The sequence below is a fragment of the Bradyrhizobium sp. B039 genome, from assembly GCF_038965675.1.
GTDB lineage: Bacteria > Pseudomonadota > Alphaproteobacteria > Rhizobiales > Xanthobacteraceae > Bradyrhizobium > Bradyrhizobium diazoefficiens.
On record NZ_CP152416.1, the window covers coordinates 4358580 to 4382874 of the forward strand.

General features: G+C 65.7%; 19 protein-coding genes. 9 read left to right on the plus strand and 10 right to left on the minus strand.

What is annotated here, in order from left to right:
• Positions 1-18: 18 nt before the first annotated feature.
• Entirely contained in the window at positions 19-855 is an 837-nt protein-coding gene (locus tag AAFG50_RS20325; RefSeq protein ID WP_011087073.1) for a helix-turn-helix transcriptional regulator, read from the plus strand.
• An 88-nt stretch (positions 856-943) separates the two neighbouring features.
• On the opposite strand, the gene AAFG50_RS20330 is transcribed toward AAFG50_RS20325, so the two are convergent.
• The 3 genes from AAFG50_RS20330 to AAFG50_RS20340 are packed head-to-tail and all read right to left on the minus strand — an operon-like array spanning position 944 to position 4958.
• Positions 944-2176, minus strand: coding sequence for an FAD-dependent oxidoreductase (locus tag AAFG50_RS20330; RefSeq protein ID WP_028171233.1), 1233 nt, complete (start codon positions 2174-2176; stop codon positions 944-946).
• A gap of 16 nt (positions 2177-2192) precedes the next feature.
• The gene (locus tag AAFG50_RS20335) at positions 2193-3416 is read right to left on the minus strand and encodes an MFS transporter (protein ID WP_028171234.1); all 1224 of its coding nucleotides are present in this window, start codon (positions 3414-3416) and stop codon (positions 2193-2195) included.
• A 45-nt stretch (positions 3417-3461) separates the two neighbouring features.
• On the minus strand, positions 3462-4958 hold the full coding sequence (locus AAFG50_RS20340; RefSeq protein ID WP_028171235.1) for an amidase family protein: 1497 nt from the start codon (positions 4956-4958) through the stop codon (positions 3462-3464).
• A 209-nt stretch (positions 4959-5167) separates the two neighbouring features.
• Between AAFG50_RS20340 and AAFG50_RS20345 the strand changes: the two genes are divergently transcribed.
• Complete coding sequence (locus AAFG50_RS20345; protein ID WP_028171236.1) at positions 5168-5848, plus strand: XRE family transcriptional regulator; 681 nt, start codon at positions 5168-5170, stop codon at positions 5846-5848.
• A gap of 67 nt (positions 5849-5915) precedes the next feature.
• Here the strand turns inward: AAFG50_RS20345 and AAFG50_RS20350 are convergent, their stop codons facing one another.
• Positions 5916-8189 (minus strand): ribonuclease E/G, encoded by a 2274-nt coding sequence (locus AAFG50_RS20350; protein ID WP_269466506.1) that lies wholly within the window; start codon positions 8187-8189, stop codon positions 5916-5918.
• On the opposite strand from AAFG50_RS20350, the gene AAFG50_RS20355 reads away from it, so the two are divergent.
• The 5 genes from AAFG50_RS20355 (at position 8154) to AAFG50_RS20375 (ending at position 15908) form a co-directional block, all read left to right on the plus strand.
• Positions 8154-9098: a hypothetical protein gene (locus AAFG50_RS20355; RefSeq protein ID WP_269466505.1), complete on the plus strand. Its 945-nt coding sequence runs from the start codon at positions 8154-8156 to the stop codon at positions 9096-9098. The two genes, AAFG50_RS20350 and AAFG50_RS20355, sit on opposite strands and share 36 nt — an antisense overlap.
• 611 nt (positions 9099-9709) lie before the next feature.
• On the plus strand, positions 9710-11005 hold the full coding sequence (locus tag AAFG50_RS20360) for an N-acetylmuramoyl-L-alanine amidase (RefSeq protein ID WP_028171238.1): 1296 nt from the start codon (positions 9710-9712) through the stop codon (positions 11003-11005).
• Positions 11006-11270: 265 nt separating this feature from the next.
• Complete coding sequence (locus AAFG50_RS20365; RefSeq protein ID WP_028171239.1) at positions 11271-13778, plus strand: penicillin-binding protein 1A; 2508 nt, start codon at positions 11271-11273, stop codon at positions 13776-13778.
• Between the two features lie 114 nt (positions 13779-13892).
• A protein-coding gene (gene prfB / locus AAFG50_RS20370; RefSeq protein WP_122975474.1) for a peptide chain release factor 2 occupies positions 13893-15024 on the plus strand; the annotation gives its coding sequence in 2 pieces (ribosomal slippage) (positions 13893-13961 and positions 13963-15024; 1131 coding nt in all).
• Positions 15025-15026: 2 nt separating this feature from the next.
• On the plus strand, positions 15027-15908 hold the full coding sequence (locus AAFG50_RS20375; protein WP_028171241.1) for an NAD(P)-dependent oxidoreductase: 882 nt from the start codon (positions 15027-15029) through the stop codon (positions 15906-15908).
• 119 nt (positions 15909-16027) lie between these two features.
• Here AAFG50_RS20375 and AAFG50_RS20380 read toward each other — a convergent pair whose 3' ends face one another.
• Complete coding sequence (locus AAFG50_RS20380; protein ID WP_028171242.1) at positions 16028-16240, minus strand: hypothetical protein; 213 nt, start codon at positions 16238-16240, stop codon at positions 16028-16030.
• 258 nt (positions 16241-16498) lie between these two features.
• Between AAFG50_RS20380 and AAFG50_RS20385 the strand changes: the two genes are divergently transcribed.
• Together AAFG50_RS20385 and AAFG50_RS20390 are read left to right on the plus strand one after the other, a co-directional pair.
• Positions 16499-17410 (plus strand): DMT family transporter, encoded by a 912-nt coding sequence (locus tag AAFG50_RS20385; RefSeq protein WP_028171243.1) that lies wholly within the window; start codon positions 16499-16501, stop codon positions 17408-17410.
• Between the two features lie 108 nt (positions 17411-17518).
• Positions 17519-18754, plus strand: a complete 1236-nt coding sequence (locus AAFG50_RS20390; protein WP_028171244.1) for an ABC transporter substrate-binding protein — start codon at positions 17519-17521, stop codon at positions 18752-18754.
• On the opposite strand, the gene AAFG50_RS20395 is transcribed toward AAFG50_RS20390, so the two are convergent.
• From AAFG50_RS20395 to AAFG50_RS20415, 5 genes are read right to left on the minus strand one after another with little or no spacing between them, the layout of a single operon-like run.
• Positions 18755-20035, minus strand: coding sequence for an O-antigen ligase family protein (locus AAFG50_RS20395; protein ID WP_028171245.1), 1281 nt, complete (start codon positions 20033-20035; stop codon positions 18755-18757).
• Positions 20032-21426, minus strand: coding sequence for a glycosyltransferase family 1 protein (locus AAFG50_RS20400; RefSeq protein WP_028171246.1), 1395 nt, complete (start codon positions 21424-21426; stop codon positions 20032-20034). The genes AAFG50_RS20395 and AAFG50_RS20400 overlap by 4 nt, the downstream gene beginning before the upstream one ends.
• On the minus strand, positions 21423-22163 hold the full coding sequence (locus AAFG50_RS20405) for an ABC transporter ATP-binding protein (protein ID WP_011087088.1): 741 nt from the start codon (positions 22161-22163) through the stop codon (positions 21423-21425). Before AAFG50_RS20405 ends, AAFG50_RS20400 begins: the two co-directional genes overlap by 4 nt.
• A gap of 3 nt (positions 22164-22166) precedes the next feature.
• Positions 22167-24095 (minus strand): glycosyltransferase, encoded by a 1929-nt coding sequence (locus AAFG50_RS20410; RefSeq protein ID WP_028171247.1) that lies wholly within the window; start codon positions 24093-24095, stop codon positions 22167-22169.
• A gap of 8 nt (positions 24096-24103) precedes the next feature.
• Positions 24104-24265: a hypothetical protein gene (locus AAFG50_RS20415; RefSeq protein ID WP_165448155.1), complete on the minus strand. Its 162-nt coding sequence runs from the start codon at positions 24263-24265 to the stop codon at positions 24104-24106.
• Positions 24266-24295 lie beyond the last annotated feature (30 nt).

Here is a 24295-nt window from a genome sequence, read left to right on the forward strand (position 1 = left end):
GGTATAATAGCTAACAGGATGAGCGAAACCGCTTCGGCCGAAAACCTGCTCGGGGCCTATCTGAAGGATCGCCGCACCCGGCTGGATGCGGCCGCGTTCGGCCTCAGTGGCAGCCGCAGGCGTACGCCCGGGCTGCGGCGCGAGGAGGTGGCGCAGCGCGCCAATATCAGTCCGACCTGGTACACCTGGCTTGAGCAGGGCCGCGGCGGCGCGCCATCGGCCGACGTGCTCGACCGCATCGCCCGCGCCCTGATGCTGACCGATGTCGAGCGCGAGCATCTGTTCCTGATCGGCCTCGGCCGCCCGCCCGAGGTGCGCTACCAGGCGAGCGACGGCGTCTCACCGCGGCTGCAGCGCGTGCTGGATGCACTCGCATTCAGCCCGGCGCTGGTGCGGACCGCGACCTGGGATGTCGTCGCCTGGAATCGGGCCGCGACCGCCGTGCTGACGGACTATGGCGCGATCCCGCCGGGACAGCGCAACATTCTGCGCTTCATCTTCTGCGATCCGCGCGTGCGTGCCGCGCAGTACGATTGGGACAGTGTGGCCCGCTTCGTGGTGGCGGCGTTTCGGGCGGACGCCGCCCGCGCGGGCGCGGTCTCGCATGTCGCCGATTTCGTCGACGAGCTCTGCCGCACCAGTCCCGAGTTCGCGGCGCTCTGGCGCGACAACGACGTGCGCCATCATGGCGATGGCACCAAGCGGCTGCGGCATCCCGTTCACGGCACCATGTCGTTCGAATATTCGAGCTTCAATGTCGAGGGCCGCTCCGATCTCAGCATGATCGTCTACAATCCGGCGACGCCTGAGGATGCCGACCGCATCAGGACGCTGCTGGCCGAGCGCGCCGACTGATGGAATTTGCCGCTTCGCGTTTAACCTGCATCTGGCCCGCTGCTGCGCATCTCAGCCGCGCTCGCCCTGCGCGACGCAACGCCGGCAGCTAGAACCGCTCCGGCCGGTACGGCGTCGGATCGATTGCCGGCGTCTCGCCGCTCATCATCTCGGCGAGCAGGCGCCCGGTCGCAGGGCCAAGCGTAAAGCCCTGGTGGCCGTGGCCGAAATTCATCCAGAGGCCGGGGTGACGCGGGGCGGGGCCGAGCACCGGCAGCATGTCGGGCGTGCACGGGCGGGTGCCGAACCACGGGTCGGGCTCGACGCGTTTGCCGAGGTCGATCAGCTCCCGCGCGGAGGCTTCGGCGCTGGCGAGCTGAACCGGCGTTGCAAGTGCGTCCGGGCTCGTCAGCTCCGCACCCGTGGTGATGCGGATGCCCTTGGCCATCGGCCCCATGGCATAGCCGCCGGCCTTGTCGATCAGCGGCAGGTCGAGCGAAGCGCCGCCGCTGTAATGCATGTGATAGCCGCGCTTGCGCACCAGCGGAATGCGATAGCCGAATTTGTGCAACAGATCGGGCGACCACGGCCCGAGTGTCACGACGGCCGTCGCGGCATCGATGCGTCCCTGATCGGTATCGACCGACCAGCCGGCTGCAGTCTGCTGCAGCGACTGCGCATCACCGAGCACGATCCTGCCGCCGAGGCGCTCGAACAGCTCGGCATAGGCTGTCACCAGCGCGCCGGGATCGGACACGGTCCAGGTGTCGAGCCAATGGATCGCGCCCGGAAGATCGTCGCGCAGGACCGGCTCGGCCTTGGCGAGCTCGCTGCCCGAAAGAACACGAAAGTTCACGCCGAACTCGTGCTGGTCTTCTTCGGCGGCCTTGATCGAGAGATCCAATGCAGCGGCGTCGCGATACAGCGCCCGGTAGCCGGCGCGGCGAATGAGATTGTCGGCGTGGGCCTCGCGAATGAGAATGTCGTGCTCTGCCGTCGCATAGGCGATCAGCCTGGCCCAGGCGTCGATCGCCTCACGATGCCGCTTCGGCGCCGAATGCCACCAGTAGCGGAGCAGGGGCTCGATATGGAGATGCAGCGACGACAGGCTGTAGCGCACGTCGTTGGTGCGGCCGGTCGCGATCTTCAGGAGCGAGGCGAGGTCGCGCGGCATCGGATAGGGGCGGACAGCTTCCGCCTGGATCATCCCGGCATTGCCGTAGCTGGTCTCGCGGCCCGGCTCCCTGCGGTCGACGAGCGTGACGGTCCAGCCGCGCTGCCGCAGGTGCAGCGCCGCGCTCACGCCGATCATGCCGCCGCCGAGAACGATCGCGCTTTGCATGGGCAGAATGCTCCTGTCAGGCCGGTTGTGCTACGAGCTTCGGCTGCGCCGTGCTGATGGTTGCCGCGACCACGACGGACAACGCCGTCATCGCCACCAGGAAGCCGAAGGCGGCATCGAACGATCCGGTTCCGGTCACGATGAAGCCGATCGCGACGGGGGCGACGAAGCCCGCGCTCTGGCCGCCGAGATTGACCATGCCGACGCCTGATCCGATCTGGTCGTCGCGGAGCAGTTTGGTCGGAAGCGCAATCACCGAGGCCAGCACGAAGGATTTGAAGAAGTAGACCAGCGACTGGAACGCGATCAGCATCGTGATCGTCTCCGACTTGTACATGGCGTAGAGGAAGATGCCGGTCAATGCGGAGCTGCCGATCAGCAGGTATTTTTCGCGCTCGGAGAAGAACGTCGTCATCATCCAGCCGCCCATCGCGGTCGCGATCGTCGCCATCACGAACGGGATCGGCGCCAGGACGCCGACGGTCTTGAGGTCGAGCCCGCGCTGCTGGAGCAGGTAGAGCGGCATCCAGGAATCCAGGCCCTTGTTGACGCAGCTGAGACCAAACCACACCACCATCAACTGCCACAGCAGCGGATTCTTCATGAGCTCGCGCATCGGCGCGCGGCTTTCGGCCTTCACTGGCGCGCCTGCATCGGCCTTGCCCGGGCGTCCCAGATAGGGGACGAAGACGAAATAGACCACCGCGAAGACGATGCCCGCGATGCCGATGGCGTTGAAGGCATGGCGCCAGCCGAGCCAGAGGATCAGCGGGGCCATGATCAGCGGCGCGACCATGCTGCCGGCATAGTTCGACGACAGCAGCAGTCCCGACATCTTCGGCCGGCTGTCCTTCTTGAACACTTCGGCGATGGCGCGGATGCTCGCCGGCGGAAAGCCGCCCTCGGCGATGCCGAAGATGAAGCGGATCGCGATCAGCGATGTCAGCGACCAGGCAAGGCTCGTGAACGCCGTGAACAGCGACCACATCACGATGGTGACGATCACCACATATTTCGAGCCGAAGCGGTCGGAGAGCCATCCGCCCGGCACCTGCATCGCGGCATAACCGAGGAAGAATGCGCTGATGACGATGCCGAGATCGGCGGCCTGCAGATTGAAGTCCTTGCCGATCTGCGCCAGCGCCAGCGAGATCGCCGCGCGGTCGATGTAGGAGATGCAGTAGGCGATGTAGAGCAGGACGAAGGCAATGACGCTGGTTTTCCTCGGCAGTTCCGTCATGCTCGTCTCCGTTGCGCCGGCGGTGCATCCAGGGCTGGTGTCGGGTTATTCCCAGGTGAGGAAACCGGGCGCGGCCGACAGCGGCGGCGCTGCGGCGAGCCGCGCCAGGTCGGGCACCGGCCGGCACAATTGCGCATCGCCCGCGAACGCGGCCTCGATGCTCGCGGCGACCGAAAGCACGATGGCGTCGCCGCCGCGCGGGCCGACGATCTGGAGACCGAACGGCAGGCCGGCTTCATCGAGGCCGAGCGGAATGCTGATCGCGGGGTGGCCGGGAAGCGTCACGGCATAAGCGAGCGCGAGCCAGTGGAAATAGGATTTGGTCGGCACGCCGTCGATCTCGGCGGGATAGAGCTCCGACCAGGGGCGCGGGCTCAGCGTAATGGTCGGGCTGATCAGCACATCGCAAGTTTCAAAGAAGGTCTGGTAGGCGCGATAGATCCGCGTCTGCGTCGTGGCGGCGCGCCCATGATCCTCGAGCGTGTAGCTCAGGCCTTCCTCGACATTGGCGCGGACATTCGGGCCGAGCATTTCGGGACGCTCTTTGTAGTTCTTCCCGTGCATCGCCAGGAACAGGCCGGCGCGCAGAACCGCGAACGCGTCGTCGGCGCCGGAGCAATCCGGCGTCGCCTCGCGGCAGTCGGCGAACAGCGGCGCGAGCCTCGCCACACGATCGCGGAATACGCGACGGATGGCCTGCTCGGTCGGGGCGAAGCCAAAGTCCTCCGTGAAGGCGAGGCGCAGCTTGCCAAGGTTCGCGGGACGCGGTGCGGCCCAGCGTTCGGCGCGACTGCGCACCGGCTCGCCGGGCAGCGTATAGGCCAGGGGATCGCGGACATCGTCGCTCGCCATCACCGACAGCATCAGCGCGGTGTCGGCGACATTGCGCGCCATCGGTCCGTCGGTCGACAGGTTCGACCAGCCGAAGGCGCGCTTCTCGCTGGCCACGAGACCGTAGGACGGGCGCATGCCGACGATGCCGGAGAAGCCTGCCGGATTGCGCAAGGAGCCGCCGGTGTCCGAGCCCGAGGCGAGCGGCGCCATGCCACAGGCGAGCGCCACCGCCGAGCCACCGGAGGAGCCGGCTGCCGAGCGCATGGGATCGAAGGGATTGCCGGTTGCGCCGAACACCGGATTGCGGGTGTTGCCGCCGGCCGCCCATTCCGGCGTGTTGGTCTTGCCGAAGATGATGGCGCCGGCTGCGCGCAGCCGCGCGACCGAGCCCTGGTCGGCGACCGGTACATTGTCGCGCAACAGGGGGCTGCCATAGGTGGAGCGCAGCCCGGCAGTGTCCTGGGTGTCCTTGATCAGCACCGGAAGGCCGTGCAGTGCGCCGCGATCCTCGCCGCGCAGGATGGTGGATTCGGCGGCCGTTGCCGCCTTGCGCGCGCCTGATACGTCCAACGTCACGACGGCATTCACGGCAGGATTGATGGTGGCGATGCGCGACAGGCAGGCCTCCAGCAGCTCGACGGGCGAGATCGCCCGCGCGGCCAGCAGGCGGCGCAGCTCAACGGCGCTGGAATCGCAAAGTCCGGACAATGCCAATCCCCTTTCAAATTATGAAAACAATTTAGCATATCGGAAAGTGAAGGCGACGCACCAATAATCGTCAAAGCGGGGCATTTCGTGCCCAAATGCTGGCGCTGCTGCCCAACGGGTCGTCAAATGGGCCCCTCAAGGGGCGTCTTGGCCGAAAAGATTAGATGGATAGGCCAACAATATTTCCATCGCCGTGGTAGGATTGCTGCATGAGCGAGATAACGACGCCCGAAGGTGCCAATTCCCAGCTCGGCCAATGCCTCAAGGCGGCCCGTCAGGCCCGCGGCCTGACGCTCAAGCAGGTCGCGGAGCGCACCGGCATGGCGCTGTCGACCCTGTCCAAGGTCGAGAACGGCCTGATGTCGCTGACCTACGACAAGCTGCTCCAGCTCACCTCCGGCCTGAAGATGGAGATCGCCGAGCTGTTCAATCCAGCGGTCGCGGCGCCTGTGCAGGGCCGGCCGGTCACCGCGCGGCGGAGCATCAGCCGGGCCGGGCAGGGGCAGGTGATCACCACGAAATTCTACACCTACACCTATCAATGCACCGATCTGATCGGCAAACGCATGGTGCCGATCGTGGCCGAGGTTCGTGCGCGCTCGCTGGAGGAGTTCGGCCCGCTGCTGCGCCATGGCGGCGAGGAATATTTCCTGGTGACGAGCGGACGCGTCGCCGTCCACACCGAGTTCTACGCGCCGGAGATCCTCGGTGAGGGCGACGGCATCTATCTCGACAGCACCATGGGCCACGCCTACCTCAACGCCGGCGAGGCAGCTTCCGCAAAAGGCGTTTGCCTCTGCACCAGCGAGGCGCCCGATCTCTACGACCAGCTCCGCCAGATCGCCTCGCGCGATGTGGCGCCGCTCGGTAATGACGAGCTGCCGCCATAGCGGATTGGCGAGCGGTGAAACGAAAAACGCCCGGCTTGGCCGGGCGTTTTTTATTCTGTGTCCGACTTTATTCGCCGCCGCCGAAACGGCGGGACCACCAGCCGGCGCGGCGCGGGGCGGCCGGCGTTTCGCTGGCCGCTTCGGGTGCGGGCGCAGGTGCCGGCGACGCGACCGGCTCGCTCGCCTGCGCAACCGGCGTTGCGGGCTCGCTCGGGCTGCTCGACAGGAAGCTCACCTTTTCCCTGACGGTGGAGCGCCGCCGCGCGGCCTTCTCGTCAGCGGGCTCTTCTTCCGCCGTTACGACAGCAGGAGCTGGCTCCGGCTGAGCCGGCGCCTCGGCCTGCACTTCGGCACGCAACTCAGGCGGCGCGATTTGCGGCTCGGCGGTGTGCTCGGCCTGCGCGATCGAAGGCGCAGCCTCGCCGCCAAAGCCGTCGAAATCGGCCACCGCTTCGGTCGCTTCCGATGGTGATTGGGTGCCGAGCTCGTCGCCGATGGAGCCGGCAAGACCTTCCTCGCCGCCCCCACGCCGACGGCGTCCGCCTCTGCGGCCACGCCGGCGCCGGCGCTCACCGCCGCCCTGCTGCTCGCCACGGGCTGCCTGTTCCTCGCCTTCCTCGCCGTCCTGCTCGGACTCGGCGTCCTCTTCGGACTCGCCAGCGACCATTGCCGGCTCGGGAAGCGTGGGCGCGCTATCCTCGCGCAACTCGCCGTCGCGCTGGCCACCGCGGCCGCGCCGACGACGGCGGCGCTTGCGGCGCTGACCGTCCTGCTCGGGGGCCGCCTCGCCGGCAGCCTGCTCTTCAGTGAGACCTTCGGTCTCCTCGGACTCGATCTCGGATTCCAGCTCCGGATCGAACTCCTCGTCGTCATAGGCCTCTTCAACCACCGGGGGCGGGCTTGCCGCGGCCTGCGCCGCGAGCAGCGCCTTGGCGGCTTCGAGCGTATGCACCTGCTCGCCGCGATCGATGAGGTAGGCCTGCGGTCCGCTGACGCTCGGGTCTGCGATGACCGCCAGGGTGACCTTGAAGCCGTTTTCGAGGTCGCGCAGATGGCCGCGCTTGTGGTTCAGCACGTAGAGCGCGACGTCGGTGCGGGTACGGACCACGAGATTGTGGGTCGCGCCCTTCATCAGGATCTCTTCGAGACCGCGCAGCAGCTGGAGCGCAACCGAGGACACCGAGCGGACATGGCCGGTGCCGCCGCAATGCGGGCAGGGATCGGTCGAGGATTCCAGCACGCTGGCACGGATGCGCTGGCGCGACATCTCGAGCAGGCCGAAATGCGAGATGCGTCCGACCTGGATGCGGGCGCGGTCCTGCCTGAGGCAATCGGACAGCTTGCGCTCGACCGCCCGGTTGTTGCGCTTCTCGTCCATGTCGATGAAGTCGATGACGATCAGGCCGGCGAGGTCGCGCAGGCGGAGCTGGCGGGCGACCTCTTCGGCCGCTTCCAGATTGGTCTTGAGCGCGGTGTCCTCGATATGGTGCTCGCGCGTCGATCGCCCGGAGTTGACGTCGATCGAGACCAGCGCCTCGGTCTGGTTGATCACGATGTAACCGCCGGAGCGCAGCTGCACGGTCGGCGAGAACATCGCGTCCAACTGGCTTTCGACGCCCATGCGCGAGAATAGCGGCTGGCCGTCGCGATACTGCTTCACCGCGCTGACGTTGGCGGGCATCAGCATCTTCATGAAGTCGCGCGCTTCGCGGTAGCCGGATTCGCCGGCAACCGAGATCTCGTCGATCTCCTTGTTGTAGAGGTCGCGCAGCGAGCGCTTGATCAGCGAGCCTTCCTCATAGACGAGGGTCGGGGCCTGCGACTTCAGCGTCAGGTCGCGCACCGTCTCCCACATCCGGATCAGGTATTCGAAGTCGCGCTTGATCTCGGGCTTGGTGCGGGCGGCGCCGGCTGTGCGCAGGATGATGCCCATGCCCTCGGGCACGTCGAGATCCTGCACCACTTCCTTCAGACGCGAGCGGTCCTGGGCGCTGGTGATCTTGCGGCTGATGCCGCCGCCGCGCGCGGTGTTCGGCATCAGCACGGCGTAGCGGCCGGCGAGCGACAGATAGGTCGTCAGCGCCGCGCCCTTGTTGCCGCGCTCTTCCTTGACGACCTGCACCAGCATCACCTGGCGGCGCTTGATGACTTCCTGGATCTTGTACTGGCGGCGCGGACGGAAGGTGCGCTCCGGCACTTCCTCCATCACGTCGTCGCCGCCGACGGATTCGACGACTTCCTCTTCGGCTTCCTCGCCGTCGTCATCCTCGTCGTCGTCGTCCTCGGCCGCCGCGTCAGCGTCGTGATGCGGAGCTTCGGTGCTTTCGCCGGCAGCGTACACGGCATCAGCCGGTTCAGCGGCGGCGGTTACGGCTTCGGCCAGAGCCTCTGCGTGCGCTTCGGAGGTCGCCTCCTGCGGTTCGGCAACGGCCTCGGCCGCGACCACCGGTTCGGCGCCAAAGGCCGCGACAGGCGCGGGCGTCTCGTCGGCATGATCGTGGTCGTGATGATCGTGCCCGCCGTCATGGCCATGGTCGTCATGATCGTGAGCGTGATCGTGATGATGGTCGTCGTGCGCGTGTTCATGATGATCATGATCGTGGTGATCATGTTCGTGGTGATCATGGGCATCGTGCTCGCCGTGATGCTCCGCGTCGGCGTGCAGATGCTCGCCCTCTTGCGGAGCGCCCTCGGCGTGCTCAGGCAGAATCTGGCCCTCGACCGGCTGCGCCGCGGGATCGGCGCCGGCGTCGAGGCCTTCGACGATGTCGCTGCGGACGCGTTCGCCGTGACCGCGGCGGCGGGCGTTGCGGTGACGCGAGCGGCGGCGGCCGTGCGAGCGGTTCTCGCTCTCTTCCTCGGCTTCGCGATGGGCCTGTTCCTCGGCCTCGATCAGCGCCTGCCGGTCGGCAACGGGGATCTGGTAGTAGTCGGGATGGATTTCGCTGAAGGCGAGGAAGCCGTGGCGGTTGCCGCCATATTCAACGAAGGCGGCCTGGAGCGAGGGTTCGACCCTGGTGACCTTGGCGAGGTAGATATTCCCGCGCAGTTGCTTGCGTTGCGCCGTCTCGAAATCAAACTCTTCGACGCGATTGCCGCGGACCACGACGACCCGGGTCTCCTCCGGGTGGGTGGCATCGATCAACATCTTGTTGGGCATGTCTTAACTCTTGGCGGCGGCGGGCGCGATTCACCGTGGGCGCGTATCGCGCCGCCGGGAGACGCGACGGTCCACCTGATTCGGGGGTGAGGGGAAGGCCGAAACGCCGTCTCTCGCGCCTTGCCGGACCGGAAGCCTCAGGGCCGTGGCGGCGCGCGGGATTATCACTCCGCAGCGTCGCGAATGGTCCTTCAGAATTCGTCGGCACAGTCTGGCGCATCAAGCGTCGGCCCGTATGAAACATTGGGCGGCGGGGCCGCCCCTCAATCAGTTGCTGCTGGCCAGGCATGGCGCGAGCGCGCTCGCCTTGGGGATCACGAACCGCTCCCTTGGGATCAAGGGACCGGGTAATGGGTTACGTCGCTGTCCGAACTGTCCCGGAAACGTGGTACCCGGGAACCGTCCGCCGCCGGGGCTTGGCCCGCTCCACCTCGCTGCCGCGCACCGCGCTGGTCTTAGAGGAGAACGGAAAACGCTGGAATTCCCAAACCTTGAGAGTTCCGGCGCTGCACCGGGAGGCTGAATGCGACACAACCGAAAATATCGGCCGTCAGCATTCCGTACATACGAGGAATGGGCCATCCGTGCAAGGGAGCGTCGCACGGCGGTCACAGTCAGCGAGTTTCGCGCGCCTGTCATTAAGGATCGATTAACCCTGTGGTTCTATTGCGTTAAACAAGCTGCTCGGAGGCACGAAATCGGTGGCGAGCCGCGCAAAACAAAGAGTCCTGCTGGGATGCGTGCTTCTGTGCGCCGCGGCATTGCCATATGCTGATTCCTCCCGCCTGAGCGCCGCGGAAAGCCAGCCGCAACCCTCTGCTGCGGTAGCGAATTTTCCAACCGCCTCGGCCGCTCGGCTGGCCGGCGACGGCAAGCAGACCCGCTTCATCCTCGACATCGACCGGACCGTCAGCTTCCGCGCCGTCACGCTCGCCGACCCGTACCGGGTGGTGGTGGACGTGCCCCAGGTCAATTTTCAGCTGCCCGCGGGGACCGGGTCCGGCGGGCGGGGACTGGTCAAGGCCTTCCGCTACGGGCTCGTCATGCCCGGCGGCTCGCGAATCGTGTTCGACCTGACGGGGCCGGCCAAGATCGCCAATTCCTACGTATTGGAGGCGGCCAACGGCCAGCCGGCCCGGCTCGTGCTCGAGCTGGAGGAGGTCGACCGCGCCGCCTTCGTGCAATCGCTCGCCCCGGAAAACCGCCCCGAGCTGCGGCCCGCGATCGCCGATGCGCCGCCCGCCACGGTCCCCGCGACGGCGGGCCCGGAAACGGCGCAGCAGAAGGCCGATGGCCGGCCGATCGTGGTGATCGATCCCGGCCATGGCGGCATCGACAACGGCACGCAGTCGAGCGGCGAGAGCGAGAAGAACCTGGTGCTGGCCTTTGGCCTGGCGCTGCGCGACCGGCTGGAAAAGGCAGGCAAATACCGTGTCGTGATGACGCGCAACGACGACACGTTCATCCCGCTCAATGACCGGGTCAAAGTCGCCCGCAACATCAAGGCGGCGCTGTTCGTCTCGATTCATGCCGATGCGCTGCCGCGCGCCGAGGGGGATGCCCAGGGCGCCACCATCTATACGCTGTCCGACAAGGCGTCCGACGCCGAGGCCCAGCGTCTGGCGGACGCGGAAAACCGCGCGGACGCGATCGCCGGCTTCAATCTCGCGGAGGAGCCGACCGACGTCGCGGACATCCTGATCGATCTGACGCAGCGGGAAACCCGCACGTTTTCAAACCGTTTTGCGCATGTGCTGATGGGCGAAATGAAGTCGACTGTGCGGATGCACAAGCATCCGCTGAAATCGGCCGGTTTCCGGGTGCTGAAGGCACCCGACGTGCCGTCGGTGCTGGTCGAGATCGGTTATGTCTCCAATAAGGGCGATCTCGAGCATCTGGTCTCCGAGGGATGGCGATCCCGTGCCGTGGGCGCGATGGCGCAAGCCATCGACGGGTTCCTGGCCAAGCGGCTGGCGACCGCCGGATCGTCGAATTGACGACCGGGGGGGCGTCGAATTGAGAGAATTGACAAAGGGTTTTTCCGTCCCGCCGCAAAAGCCCTAGTTTGGCCACAGCGGGCGATTTATAAAAACGCCGCAGGGGGTTCCGGAATCGGCGAGAATCCCGTTCGGCGAGCGTCTTAGGTCCGGCCCTGACGTAATTGAGTAGGCCGGTGAATGCGCGACGTGAGGTTGGCGCCTGTTTTTGAGCGCCAAGGGGCTGATACTGGGCTGATCCAGAGTTTGAACGGATAAACAGATAATGCGCTTGCTGGTGCGGTTCATGGGCTTCCTGTTCGCCGCGGGAACGGTGGTGTTCCTTGTCGGTGTCGGGGCCGTGGCAGGCCTGATCTGGCATTTCTCCAAGGACTTGCCGGACTACTCTCAGCTTCAGGATTACGAGCCGCCGGTGATGACGCGTGTGCACGCGGTCGACGGTTCGCTGCTCGGCGAGTACGCCAAGGAGCGACGGCTGTATCTGCCAATCCAGGCCGTGCCCAAGCTCGTGATCAACGCGTTCCTCGCGGCCGAGGACAAGAATTTCTACGAGCACGGCGGCATCGACTACACCGGCATGGCGCGCGCAGGTCTGGTCTATATCCAGAACTACGGCTCCAACCGGCGTCCGCAGGGCGCCTCCACCATCACCCAGCAGGTCGCCAAGAACTTCCTTCTGACCAACGAGGTCTCCTTCGCCCGCAAGATCAAGGAAGCCTTGCTGGCGATGCGGATCGAGAAGACCTACTCGAAGGACAAGATCCTCGAGCTGTATCTGAACGAGATCTATCTGGGCCTCGGTGCCTACGGCATCGCGGCCGCCTCGCTGGTCTATTTCGACAAGTCGGTGAACGAGCTGACGGTGGCGGAAGCCTCCTATCTGGCGGCGCTGCCGAAGATGCCGGCGACGCTGCATCCGGTGCGTAACCGCGACCGCGCCATCGAGCGCCGCAACTACGTGATCGACCGCCTCCAGGAGAACGGCTGGATCAAGCAGGCCGACGCAGACAAGGCGCGCAAGGAGCCGCTGGCCGTCACCAACCGGTCCAACGGCGCCCACACCTTCGCCGGCGAATATTTCGCCGAGGAAGTCCGCCGCGACATCTTCGAGCGCTACGGCGAGAAGAAGCTTTACGAGGGCGGTCTGTCTGTCCGCACCACGCTCGATCCGAAGATCCAGGTGATGGCGCGCAAGACCATGGTCGCCGGCCTCGTCAACTATGACGAGCAGCAGGGCTATCGCGGCGCCATGAGCAAGCTCGATATTTCGGGCGATTGGGGCGTCAAGCTCGCCGAGATCAAGTCGCTCTCCGACATCTCGCCGTGGCGCATGGCGGTGGTGCTGGAGACCAGCGACCAGTCGGCGCGCATCGGCTTCCAGCCGAGCCGCGAGCTCGGCGGCGCCGTCAGCAAGCAGCGCGAGACCGGCCTGATCACGCTCGACGGCATCAAATGGGCAAGGGCGGCGATCGGCCCTGCGAAGGGCAGGGCGGCAACGGCGGTGTCGCAGGTGCTCCAGCCCGGCGACGTGATCTACGCCGATCCGCTCTACAAGGACGGCAATCCGGTCGAGGGACAGTACCGGCTGCGCCAGATCCCCGAAGTGTCCGGCGCGATGGTGGTGATGGACCCGTGGACCGGCCGCGTGCTCGCGATGGTCGGCGGCTTCTCGTTCGACCAGAGCCAGTTCAACCGCGCCACCCAGGCCTACCGGCAGCCAGGCTCGTCGTTCAAGCCGATCGTCTATTCGGCCGCGCTCGACAACGGCTATACGCCCTCGACAGTGGTGCTCGACGCGCCGATCGAAATCGACCAGGGCCAGGGCGCCGGCGTATGGCGGCCGGAAAACTTCTCCTCGGGCAAGTTCCAGGGGCCGGTGACGCTGCGCAACGCGCTGCGGCAATCGCTCAACACCGTGACGGTGCGCCTTGCGCAGGACATCGGCATGCCGCTGATCGGCGAATATGCCCGCCGCTTCGGCGTCTATGACGAGCTGCCGAACTATCTCTCCTACGCGCTCGGCGCCGGCGAGACGACGGCGATGCGCATGGTCACGGCCTACTCGATGCTCGCCAATGGCGGTCGCCGCGTGAAGCCGACGCTGATCGACCGTATCCAGGATCGCTACGGCCGCACCATCTTCAAGCACGACCAGCGCGAATGTCGCGGCTGCGACGCGCCGGGCGGCTGGAAGAACCAGAACGAGCCGCAGCTGATCGACCGCCGCGAGCAGGTGCTGGATTCCATGACCGCCTACCAGATCACCGAGCTGATGGAGGGCGTGGTCCAGGCCGGTACCGCGACCGTGGTCAAGGAGGTCGGCAAGCCGATCGCCGGCAAGACCGGCACGACCAACGAGGCCAAGGACGCCTGGTTCGTCGGCTTCTCGCCCGACGTCGCCGTCGCGATCTATATGGGCTACGACAAGCCGCGTGCGCTCGGCAAAGGCAACGCTGCGACCGGCGGCCATCTGGCTGCTCCCATCGCGCGCGATTTCCTCAAGCTCGCGCTCGCCGACAAGCCCGCCGTTCCGTTCAAGGTGCCGGCCGGCATCAAGCTCGTGCGCGTCGTCGCCAAGACCGGCATGCGCGCCGGCCCGGGTGAGACCGGCGGCACCATCCTCGAAGCCTTCAAGCCGGGCACGGCGCCGCCGGACAATTATTCGGTCATCGGCGTTGCCGACGCCGACGGACGCGGTGGCGTGCCGGCGTCGCAGCAGCAGCAGCCGGATTCCGGCTTCTTCATGCGGCCGGGCACCGGCGGGCTGTACTAAGGCTTAGGACAAGGCAGACGTTTGTCGCGGCGGCGGTTGCGCTTTGCAGCCGTCGCCGCTACATCCCGATCTTGAATTGCACGCGGAACCAATTCCGCGAGACACGAGAACGACATGCGCGCCGAAATCGAACGGTTGGTAGAAGAGATCAAGCAGTCAGTCGGGCTGCTGAGGAGGCATCTTTGACGTCGAGAAATCGACGGCGCGCCTCGCTGAGCTGAACAAGCTCGCAGAAGATCCCAACCTCTGGAACGATCCCCAGAAGGCCCAGAAGCTGATGCAGGAGCGGACCTCGCTGGAGGATTCGCTGTCGGGCATCGGCAAGGTCGAGCAGGAGCTCGAAGACGACATCGGCATGATCGAGCTCGGCGAGGCCGAGGGCGATGACGGCGTCGTGGCCGAAGCCGAAGCTGCGCTGAAGGCCCTGAAGAAGGAAGTCGCGCGGCGCGAGCTCGAGGCGCTGCTGTCGGGCGAAGCCGACCGCTTCGATTCCTATCTCGAGGTCCACGCCGGCGCCGGCGGCACCGAAAGCCAGGACTGGGCGCAGATGCTGCTGCGCATGTACACGCGCTGGGCGGAGACGCACGGCTTCAAGGTCGAGTATCTCGAAGAGTCCGAGGGCGAAGAAGCCGGCATCAAGTCGGCGACGATCCAGGTCTCGGGCCACAATGCCTATGGCTGGCTGAAGACCGAGGCGGGCGTGCATCGTCTGGTGCGCATCTCGCCGTTCGATTCCAACGCGCGGCGGCACACGTCTTTCTCCAGCGTGCAGGTGTTCCCGGTCATCGACGACAGCATCAAGATCGACATCAAGGAATCCGACGTCCGCGTCGATACCATGCGGTCGGGCGGCGCCGGCGGCCAGCACGTCAACAAGACCGAATCCGCGGTGCGCCTGACGCATATCCCGACCGGTGTCGCGGTGGTCTGCCAGGCCGGCCGCTCGCAGCACAAGAACCGGGCGCAGGCCTGGGACATGCTGCGCGCGCGGTTGTACGAAATGGAGTTGAAGAAGCGCGAGGAGAAGGCCGCCGCCGACCAGGCCGCCAAGACCGATATCGGCTGGGGCCACCAGATCCGCTCCTACGTGCTGCAGCCCTATCAGATGGTGAAGGATCTGCGCACGGGCGTGCAGACCTCCGACACCTCGGGCGTGCTCAACGGCGAACTCGACGACTTCATGGCCGCGACGCTGGCGCAGCGCGCCTTCGGAACCACCGGCGCTGACATCGAGGATGTGGACTAGCCATGCCCCGCGTCGCCTTCATCGGGCTTGGACGGATGGGCCATGGCATGGCCGGCCGCTATCTCGATGCCGGCTTCACGGTGACGCTGTGGAATCGCAGCAAGACAAAAGCGGAAGACCTGATCGCGCGCGGCGCGCATTGGGCGACCTCGCCTGAGGATGCCGCGATCGATGCCGATGCGGTCGTGACCATGGTCGCCGACGACGAGGCCTCGCGCGCGGTCTGGCTGGGGCCGAAGGGCGCGGCCAAGACGGCGAAGGCCGGCACCATCGCGATCGAATGCTCCACCGTCTCCTATGACCACGCGCGCGAGATGGGCCGCGAACTCAACGCGCGCGGGCTGATCTACATCGATTGTCCCGTGACGGGATTGCCGGATGCCGCGGCCGCCGGAAAGCTGACCTTGCTGGTCGGGGCTGATGCCGCCGACCTCGAACGCGCGCGGCCCTATCTCGAACCGATCGGCTCGACCATCCGCCATTTCGGCGCGGTCGGCTCCGGCACGGTCTACAAGCTCATCAACAATCTGATGGGCGCGATCCAGATTGCCGGACTCGCCGAAGGGCTCGCGATCGCCGAGCAGGCTGGGCTCGACATGACCCTGGTGCTGGAATCGATTCAGGCCAGCGTTGCTGCGAGCCCGCAGGTCCAGCGTCATTCCAAGCGCATGGTCGCCCGCGACTTCAGCGGCGCGACCTTCACCTCGGCGCTGCGGCACAAGGATGCCGCCTACGCCGTGAAGCTCGCCGAGAGCCTGCTCGCCGACAAGCCGCTGGTGGCGCGCGCGGCGGTCGAATCCTATGCGCGGGCGAAAGCTGCGATGCCTGATGACGACGAAGGCAAGATGATCGAGCTGGTGTCGCGGCCGAAGAAGCCGTCTTAAGCCGGTGTTCTCGCTCATTCACTACTGTCTGAGGCGACATGTCGGGGCGGTTGTCATTTCGAAAGTTGAACGAGGGGTGGAATGCGGAGCCGAACGCCCCGTATCCGCACGTAGCCGTATCAGGTCATGATGTCGTTCTTCGCTTCCTGCTGAACCCCTTTCGCTTCACATCGTTTGCAGAGGACGATGAAGGTGTCCTCCGCTTCGTGAATTGCGTTCGGTATCGCCTCGGAGCAACCAATGACGAAGGTTGGTATCGCGGCCAATGCCGCTACAGCAAGCTGGTGCCGGCGTGGGGCGAATTCTACGAGATCGCAGGTCCTGATCCCCATTTGATGGATCCGTTAGATTGGAGGATTGCGAGCGGGGGGTCGACCTCGTCGCGTCACTTCTTGTTCTATTTTCGCGATGACGTTCGAGTGCATTGCCGCTGAATGGACTCTCGAACCTGTTCCGGAAAATGCGTTGATTCACAAGCTGCGCTCCGACTGACGGCGAGCCGCGCTTTCTCAGTCTTCGCTTTTCGGAAATCGGGTGGCAAAGCGCGTCGCGCCATACTAGGCGGAGGTCAACTGCCGATGTGAGACGCCATGCCCCCGAACGACAACCGGATCGACGCGCGAGACTGGTCGCTGCTTGCCGTGCTCTCGATCCTCTGGGGCGGCTCGTTCTTCTTCAACGGCGCGGCGCTGCGGGAATTGCCGCCGTTGACGCTGGTGCTCCTGCGCGTCGCGCTGGGTGCGGCCATTCTTTTGCCGCTGCTCCGTGTTCAAGGTATCGGCTTTCCCAGGGGCAAGTTGGGCTGGAAACCGTTCTTCGCGATCGGGCTGCTCAATAACGTCATCCCGTTCTCGCTGATCGTGATCGGCCAGACCTTCATTCCAAGCGGGCTGGCTTCGATCCTGAATGCCACCACGCCGCTGTTCACGGTGACCGTCATGGCGATGGCGGGCGAGGAAGCCCTGCAGATGCGGCGGGTCGCCGGCGTGGTTCTGGGCGTCGTCGGCGTGGTCATCCTGCGCGGATGGGGCATCGAGACGCGGCCGGGGCAGGGGTTCGGCATTCTGCTCTGCCTCGGTGGCGCGTGCAGCTATGGCTTTGCGGCGCTGGCGGCGCGGCGGTTGTTGAAGGACTCAGCTCCGCTGGGAACGGCGACTTTTCAACTGATGGCGTCCACGGTGATGATGGCGGTCGTCGCCGCCGTCATGGAACAGCCATGGCATCTGCCGGCGCCGGGCCTTACAACCTGGCTCGCGGTGCTTGGACTTGCCGGCTTGTCGACGGCGCTCGCCTACATCGTCTTCTTTCAGATCCTGCGCCGTTCGGGCGCGACCAATGTCATGCTGGTGACGCTGCTAATTCCCGTCACCGCCATTCTGCTGGGATGGCTGCTGCTGGGCGAGCCGATCTCCATGCGCGAGATCGCAGGCGCCATTGTCATTGGCAGTGCGTTGCTCGTGATCGACGGGCGCGTTCTGAGAATGCTGCAGCGCGTCGCGTAAGTTCTAGCTCCACCGTTTCACCTCGCGGAAAATTGCGGCGCTTGCCAGCGGCAAGCCTGCTTGCGACACTCTCTGCAAAACAGGACTACAAACACAGGGGAGAGAACGATGCCGGGTCGTCGCAAGAGCCTTGCTGCCCTCGCCATGCTTGCTGCCGGAGTGCTGGCCACGACACCGGCCTCGGCGCAGAAGAAATACGACCCCGGCGCCAGCGACACCGACATCAAGATCGGCAACATCATGCCCTATAGCGGGCCGGCGTCCTCCTATGGCGTGATCGGAAAGACTGAGGCCGCGTTCTTCAGGATGATCAACGACCAGGGCGGCATCAACGGCCGCAAGATCAACTTCATCAGCTATGACGACGCCTATTCGCCGCCGAAGGCGATCGAGCAGGCGCGCAAGCTGGTCGAGAGCGACGAGGTTTTGTTGATCTTCCAGCCGCTCGGCACACCCTCGAACTCCGCGATCATGAAATATATGAACGCCAAGAAGGTGCCGCAGGTCTTCGTCGCGTCCGGCGGCACCAAGTTCGGCGATCCCAGGAACTTTCCCTGGACGATGGGCTTCCAGCCGAATTACCAGAGCGAGGGCCGGATCTACGCCAAATACATCCGCGATAACTTTCCGAACGGCAAGATCGCGGTGTTCTGGCAGAACGACGACGCCGGCAAGGACCAGTTCAAGGGTCTGAAGGACGGGCTCGGCGACAAGGCCGGCATGATCATCGCCGACAAGTCCTATGAGGTCAGCGATCCCTCGATCGACTCGCAGATCGTCGCGCTGCATGATTCCGGCGCGGATATCTTCTTCTCGTGGGCGGCGCCGAAAGGGTCGGCGCAGGCGATCCGCAAGGTCGGCGAGCTCGGCTGGAAGCCAAAATTCTTCCTGGCCAACACCGCGACCTCGGTTGCCTCAGTGCTCAAGCCCGCCGGGCTCGACTATTCCAAGGATATCATCTCGACCGTCTATCTGAAGGACCCGACCGATCCGACTTGGGACAAGGACCCGGCGGTGGTGAAGTGGCGCGAATTCATGGACAAATATTATCCCGATGGCGACAAGGCCAACTCCAACAACATCTACGGCTACGTGCAGGCCGAGGCGATGGCGCAGGTCCTGAAGCAGTGCGGCGACAATCTCACCCGCGAGAACGTCATGAAGCAGGCCGCGAACCTGAAGGATTTCCACACCGACCTGATGCTGCCGGGCATCATGGTCAACACCTCGCCCGATGATTACTTCCCGATCGAGCAGATGCAGTTGATGCGCTTCAACGGGCAGGCCTGGGAGCTGTTCGGCGACGTCATCACCGGCGAAGTCGGCCACGAGCGCAGCCCATAGTCACGGCCGGCTGCGGGCCTGAACCTTTAGGACCATGCCCCCGGCCACGCCGACGCCCAGCACATACATCCATCCCTCGTGGAAATCGAACAGATGCGAGTTCAATAGCGAGCTCGCGATGTTCTGCGCGACGACCGCAAGGCCGATCCAGGCGGCAAGCCCTTCGCCCAGGAACAGGCGAAGCTGCGCGATCCACATCGTGTAGAGCAGGACGACGCCCAAGAGGCCCCATTGCACCGCGACGTTGAGGGTCTGGTTGTGCGGATTGCTGACGATCTCCGCGTCGAGGCTGCTCTCGCCCGTGGCGGCGCGTTCGAACTGACGCTTGATCGCGCCGGTGCCATGGCCGATCAGAGGGGCTTCGGTAAAGGCATGAAGTGACTTGCGCCAATAGGTCAGCCGCTGGGCGGTCGAGGCGCGGCTGATGTCCTCATGGCCGTGGCGATATTCGACGGCGATGTCGGTAATGCGCTGGCGCAGATAGGACGAGGTCGTCCAGGCGAGCGCGCTCGCGGCGACCGCGCCCGCGAGCAGGACCAGCGCTGCCCGCCGGCTCAGATGCTTCCAGGCGAACAGGGCCAGCAGCACCGGGATGTAGAGCAGCGCCGTGCGGGCCGAGGCCACGAACACCATGTTGGTCGCGAACAGCAGGATCAATGCGAGGCAGGCGGTCGCCGCGATCGCGCGCCCGCTGCGCCAGAACGTGAGCGCGGGCAGTGCAAGTGCCAAGGCGCAGAGCGTGAATTCCTGGCTCTGGTCGATGTAGTTCTTGACGGGAACGCCTGCCGACGCCGTCGCGGCGATCTTCCAGGCCGGATTGAGCAGCGCGACCCAGGAGAATACCGCCAGCAGCGCGCAGGAGGCGAGAAAAGCAAGGCAAACCTGGAAGCCGCGCTCGGACCGGCTGAAATGGTAGAGCAGCGGCGGAATCAGCACGAGCTTTGCGACCGGCTTGATCGCATGCAGCCGGTCCGGCCAGGCGCCGTCCGACCACAGCACGCCGAGGAGTGCGAGCAGCAGGAGCGCGAACGGCAGGGCAAACGCCGGCCGCGTGAGCTCGTACGCATAGTCGCGCCAGTCGACGGTCGGGGTGACCGCCAGCAGCCACAGCCCGACGAAGATCGAAGGTGCCGTTGTGGACCACGGCAGCGATGCCGCGATCAGGATGACGAGCACATCTGCCGCCCGGAGCAGCGCAGCCGAGTTGCGCCAGCTCTGCCATCCTTTCCGGCCGCCTTGCCGATCGGCAGGCCCGGACCACGCAGCGGATTCGGCCGTCATCCGTACGATGCGAGCGGTGCGGCGACGAGGCTTTCCGTGCGCATCTCGCGCCCGAGGAAATCGCGGGCCTGGGTCTCATAGCCAAAGCGTTCGGCAAGCTCGTGGCGCCTCGCGCGGATCTTGCCGCGCCACTCCTCCTGCCGCGTCAGCACGCGGGTGACGGAGGCGGCGATCGAGTCGGTCGAGAACGGGTCGAAATAATCGGCGAGCTCGCCCGCGACTTCGCGGAACACTGCGATATCCGAGCACAGCACCGGCGTGTTCGCGGCCAGCGCCTCGATGATCGGCACGCCAAAGCCTTCGGCAAGGCTCGGCATGATCAGGCCATGCGCCTCCGCGATCAGGGCGGCCTTCTCGTGCTCGTCGACATAGCCGGCGAAGCGGACGTTCGGCGGGAGGTTGCGCATCCGGCTGATCTCGCCGGCATAGCCGATCACGACGAGATCGGCCTGGGGCACACCACGGAAGGCACGGATGACGGCGGCGACGTTCTTGCGCGGCTCGTTCGAGACGATGACGACGAAGCTCGGCCGCCCCGGACGCCCCGACGGGGCTGGGAGGTGCAGGACATCCGGGGCGTCGAACCGGGTGCGGGGATACACGACCCGCGCCGGTAGGTGCGCAAATTGCGGCAACAGTTCCCTGAACCGCATCATGCTGTAGTTCGAAACGAAGGCGAGCTCGTCGGCCTGGCGCAGGCTGGTGCGGATTCGCGCCAGGAACTGCCGCGTGGCGATGTCGCTGAGCTTGAGATCGGTGAGCGGCAACAGGTCGTGGACGACGCAGATCACCTTGGCGTCCGGCCTGCGCTTGATCGTCACGCGGGTCGGGGTGTCCACGACGATCACGTCGTAGTCGCGCGCATCTATCCGCGGCGGCGGCAGCAGGAAGAAGGCCGAGGAATCCTGATAGTTGAAGAATCCGGGCTCGAGCTGAAAGTCGCCGAACAGTTCGAGGTGGCTCAGATCCGGCGGAATGTATTCGAGCGCGGCGGGCCGGTTCTCGATCAGTCGCGCGTTCAGGCTGCGCAGGCCGATCGCGCGCAGGAGGCAGAGCATGTTGTCCCGCGACAGCAACATGCCGCCCCTTTGGCGGAGCCAGTCGAATTTGCGGCGCGTGCCGCTGAGCGTCACCGGCCCGCTCACGTTGATCTCGTCAAGGAAGCGATAAAGCGCCAGCAGCTCGATGTTGCGCGCCTGCGCCGCGAACAGCTTTGTGCGTCGCTCGCGCCGGCACAGTTTGCGGTAGCGCTTCGAGGTCTCGACCAACAGCGTGAGTTCGTGGCCCTCCGAGGCGAGCGAACGCACCAACTCCCGGGTGAAATGGAAGATGCCGCGCTTGTGGTTTGGTTGTCCGAGCGACTCGGAGACGACCAGGATGTTCTGTTTCATGCGCGTTTCTCGCGGAGCTCGAAAGAGTGCGTTGCCGGCGGCTCGACCGTGACGGTCGAGGCGATGCGGCCGTGATCGAGGTTGATGATGCTGGTGCAGGTGCGGCGCAGCAGCGGCTGGTCGTGCGAGGCGATGATTACGATCGCCGCCTGCGACACCATGTGCAGCAGCCGCTCCTGTGCTTTCTCCGCAAAGTGCTCGTCGACCACGCTGAGCCATTCGTCGAGCAGCAGGATGTCGGCCGGAAAGGCCGTCGCGGTCGCAAACAACACCCGCATCAGCATTCCCGAGGAGAACATCCGCAGCGGCAGCCGCTGCATGCGCGCCTCGAGCTCGGTGAAAGCCCAGATATCGTCGATCACGGCGCGGGTCGGCTTGCGGCCGCTGATCCGCAGCAGCAGCGCGATGTTGTCCTCGGCCACGAAATCCAGGTTGACCCCGGCGTTGAGGCCGAGCAGGGGCACGACGTTGCCCTGGAGCGAGACGCTGCCGCTGCTCGGCGGATAGACGCCGGCGATCAGTCGCAGGAGCGTCGACTTGCCGGAGCCGTTGGGACCGGCAAGCCCGATGCGGCTGCCTGCTTCGGCCTTGATCGTGACATTGTCGACGGCGCGGATGATCCGCATCTCGCCCGGCTCGCGGATGATGTGCCCGAGCAGCCGCCGCTTCAGCGAGAAGTCGTAGGCGCCGTAGAGCGGATAGTCGAGACAGACGTTGCGAAGGTTGATCGAGACCATGCGTCAGATCCAGAATGCGGCTTTGCGCAGGTGGACCAGCGTCAGCACGCTCGCAAAGACCAGGAGCGCCAGCGCGACGAGGACGTAGACGATGCTGACCGGATCGACAGCGCCGCCCGCCAGCGGCTCGCGCCACACCGCGAACAGATGCGTCAGCGGATTGAGCCGCATCACCGTCGAGCGGTGGTTGATCATGTCCGACGACCAGATCACGGGCGAAGCGAGAAAGGCGAGCATCAGGGTGGATTCGATGATCGGCTTGAGGTCGCGATAGCGCGTCGCCATGGCGCCGAGAACGAGGCTCAGGGCGAAGGTGCAGGCCACGAACAGCAGCAGACCGGGCAGTGCCGCCAGCGCGTGAGAGAGGTCGTGGGGCGAGAGGAGGAGCCACAGCACCAGCGGAACACAGGCGTTGTGGAGTGCGAACAGCGCCTGGCGGAAGGTGCATTGCAGGAGGAAGATGACGGGCGGCAGCGCGCGGTCGCGGATCAGGCTCGCGGAGTTCTGGAGCGCCGTAGTCGCATCGAGTACCACGCCGTTAAGGAAGGTCCAGGCCGTCATCGACAGCGCCAGCATCGGCAGGCGTGTCATCATGTTGCCATTCGACATCTGGCCGATCACCGAGCCGAGCACGGCGACCACGATCGCCATCTGCAGTGACATCCAGAACGGGCCGAGCAGCGAGCGGACGTAGCGGTGCCGCATGTCGGACCAGGCCAGCGCCGCCGCGATCCGGACCGTGTCCAGCCAGCCGGCAGCTTGCGGCGGCTCGGAGATTGCCGATCGCTCCTCGCTCGGGGCGGCGACAGCGTCGCGGTAGACGGTCTCCATGCCCTGCTTGAAGGCCGTGGCCGAATAGCGGGTGAGGGCGCGCGTGCGCGCCGCAAGTCCCATGCTGCGGCGGCGCTCGGGGTCGCGGATCAGGGTGTCGATCGCCTCACCCAGTTTCTCGGCATCGCCGGGCGGAACGGTGATCGCCTCCATGCCGTGGCGGGCGACGTGCGGCACCGCCGTGTCGAGCGCCGTGTTCACGACCGGCCGGCCGGCGGCCATGGCCTCGAGCTGGACAAGGCCGAAGGTCTCGGCATTGGTCACCGACGGCATCACGAAGACGTCGGCCAGGCACATCAGCTTGATGCGTTCGCAATCGTCCACCGAGCCGAGCAGGCGGACGCGGTCACCGAGGCCGAGCTCCTGGATCAGTTGCTCGAGCCGCGGCCGTTCGACACCTTCACCGATGATCCAGGTTTCGAAATTGTGTGCCGCCGCGGCGCGGATCAGCACGTCGAAGCCCTTGTAGGGCACCAGCCGGCCGCAGGCGAGCACAAGCCGGCCGCGATCATTGACATGGTGCGGCTCGATCTTCGGCCAGTCGTAACCCGTGATGTCGATGCCGAACGGCACGACATGGCATTTGTCCTCGAATTCGCGCAGCAGCGGCGTGTTGTCGACCAGCACGCGGTCCGAGACGATGATCGCCTTGGCGCGACGCAGCGTTCGCCGCATCAGGGGGTCGATGAACCAGCGCAGGCCGGCATGGGTGACGATGTCGGCGTGCCAATGCACCACCAGGGGCCGCTTGGCGCCGAATCCGAAGGCGAAGACGAGGTCGGCGAGCGGGAAGGGGGCGTGAAGCGCGAGCAGGTCGTGCTCGGCGATCTTGCGCCATAGCCGCCAGGGATAGGTGGGAGCCGCGGGCAGCGACAGCACGTTGCCGAACGAGCGGACGCGCTCGACCGGAATGTCGTTGACGACGATCTCGCGCCGCTCGGCCGATTGCGAACAGACCAGCACGGCGGAGGCGAAAGCGTCCTTCAGGCTGGCGCAGATGTCGCGGATCACCGTGAGCGTGCCGCCGAACAGGTCGGGATAGTAGATCTTGAAGATGTGCAGCACCGACGGACGGCGCGGGGACTCGCTGATGTGATGCATGGCAGCGGTCAGCCTGCGAGTAGCGCGGCAACGAACGGTGCGGCCAGCACCGAGATGAAGATGACGCCGCGCAGAAGCGCCGGCAGCATCGGTTCGATGACGCCGCGCCCCCGATCGGGGGCCGGCATAGCACGCAGCGAAATGAAATTGCGGACCAAGCGGTCAGCCATGGGTGTGAGTCCCTTTACGTCGCGCCCTCA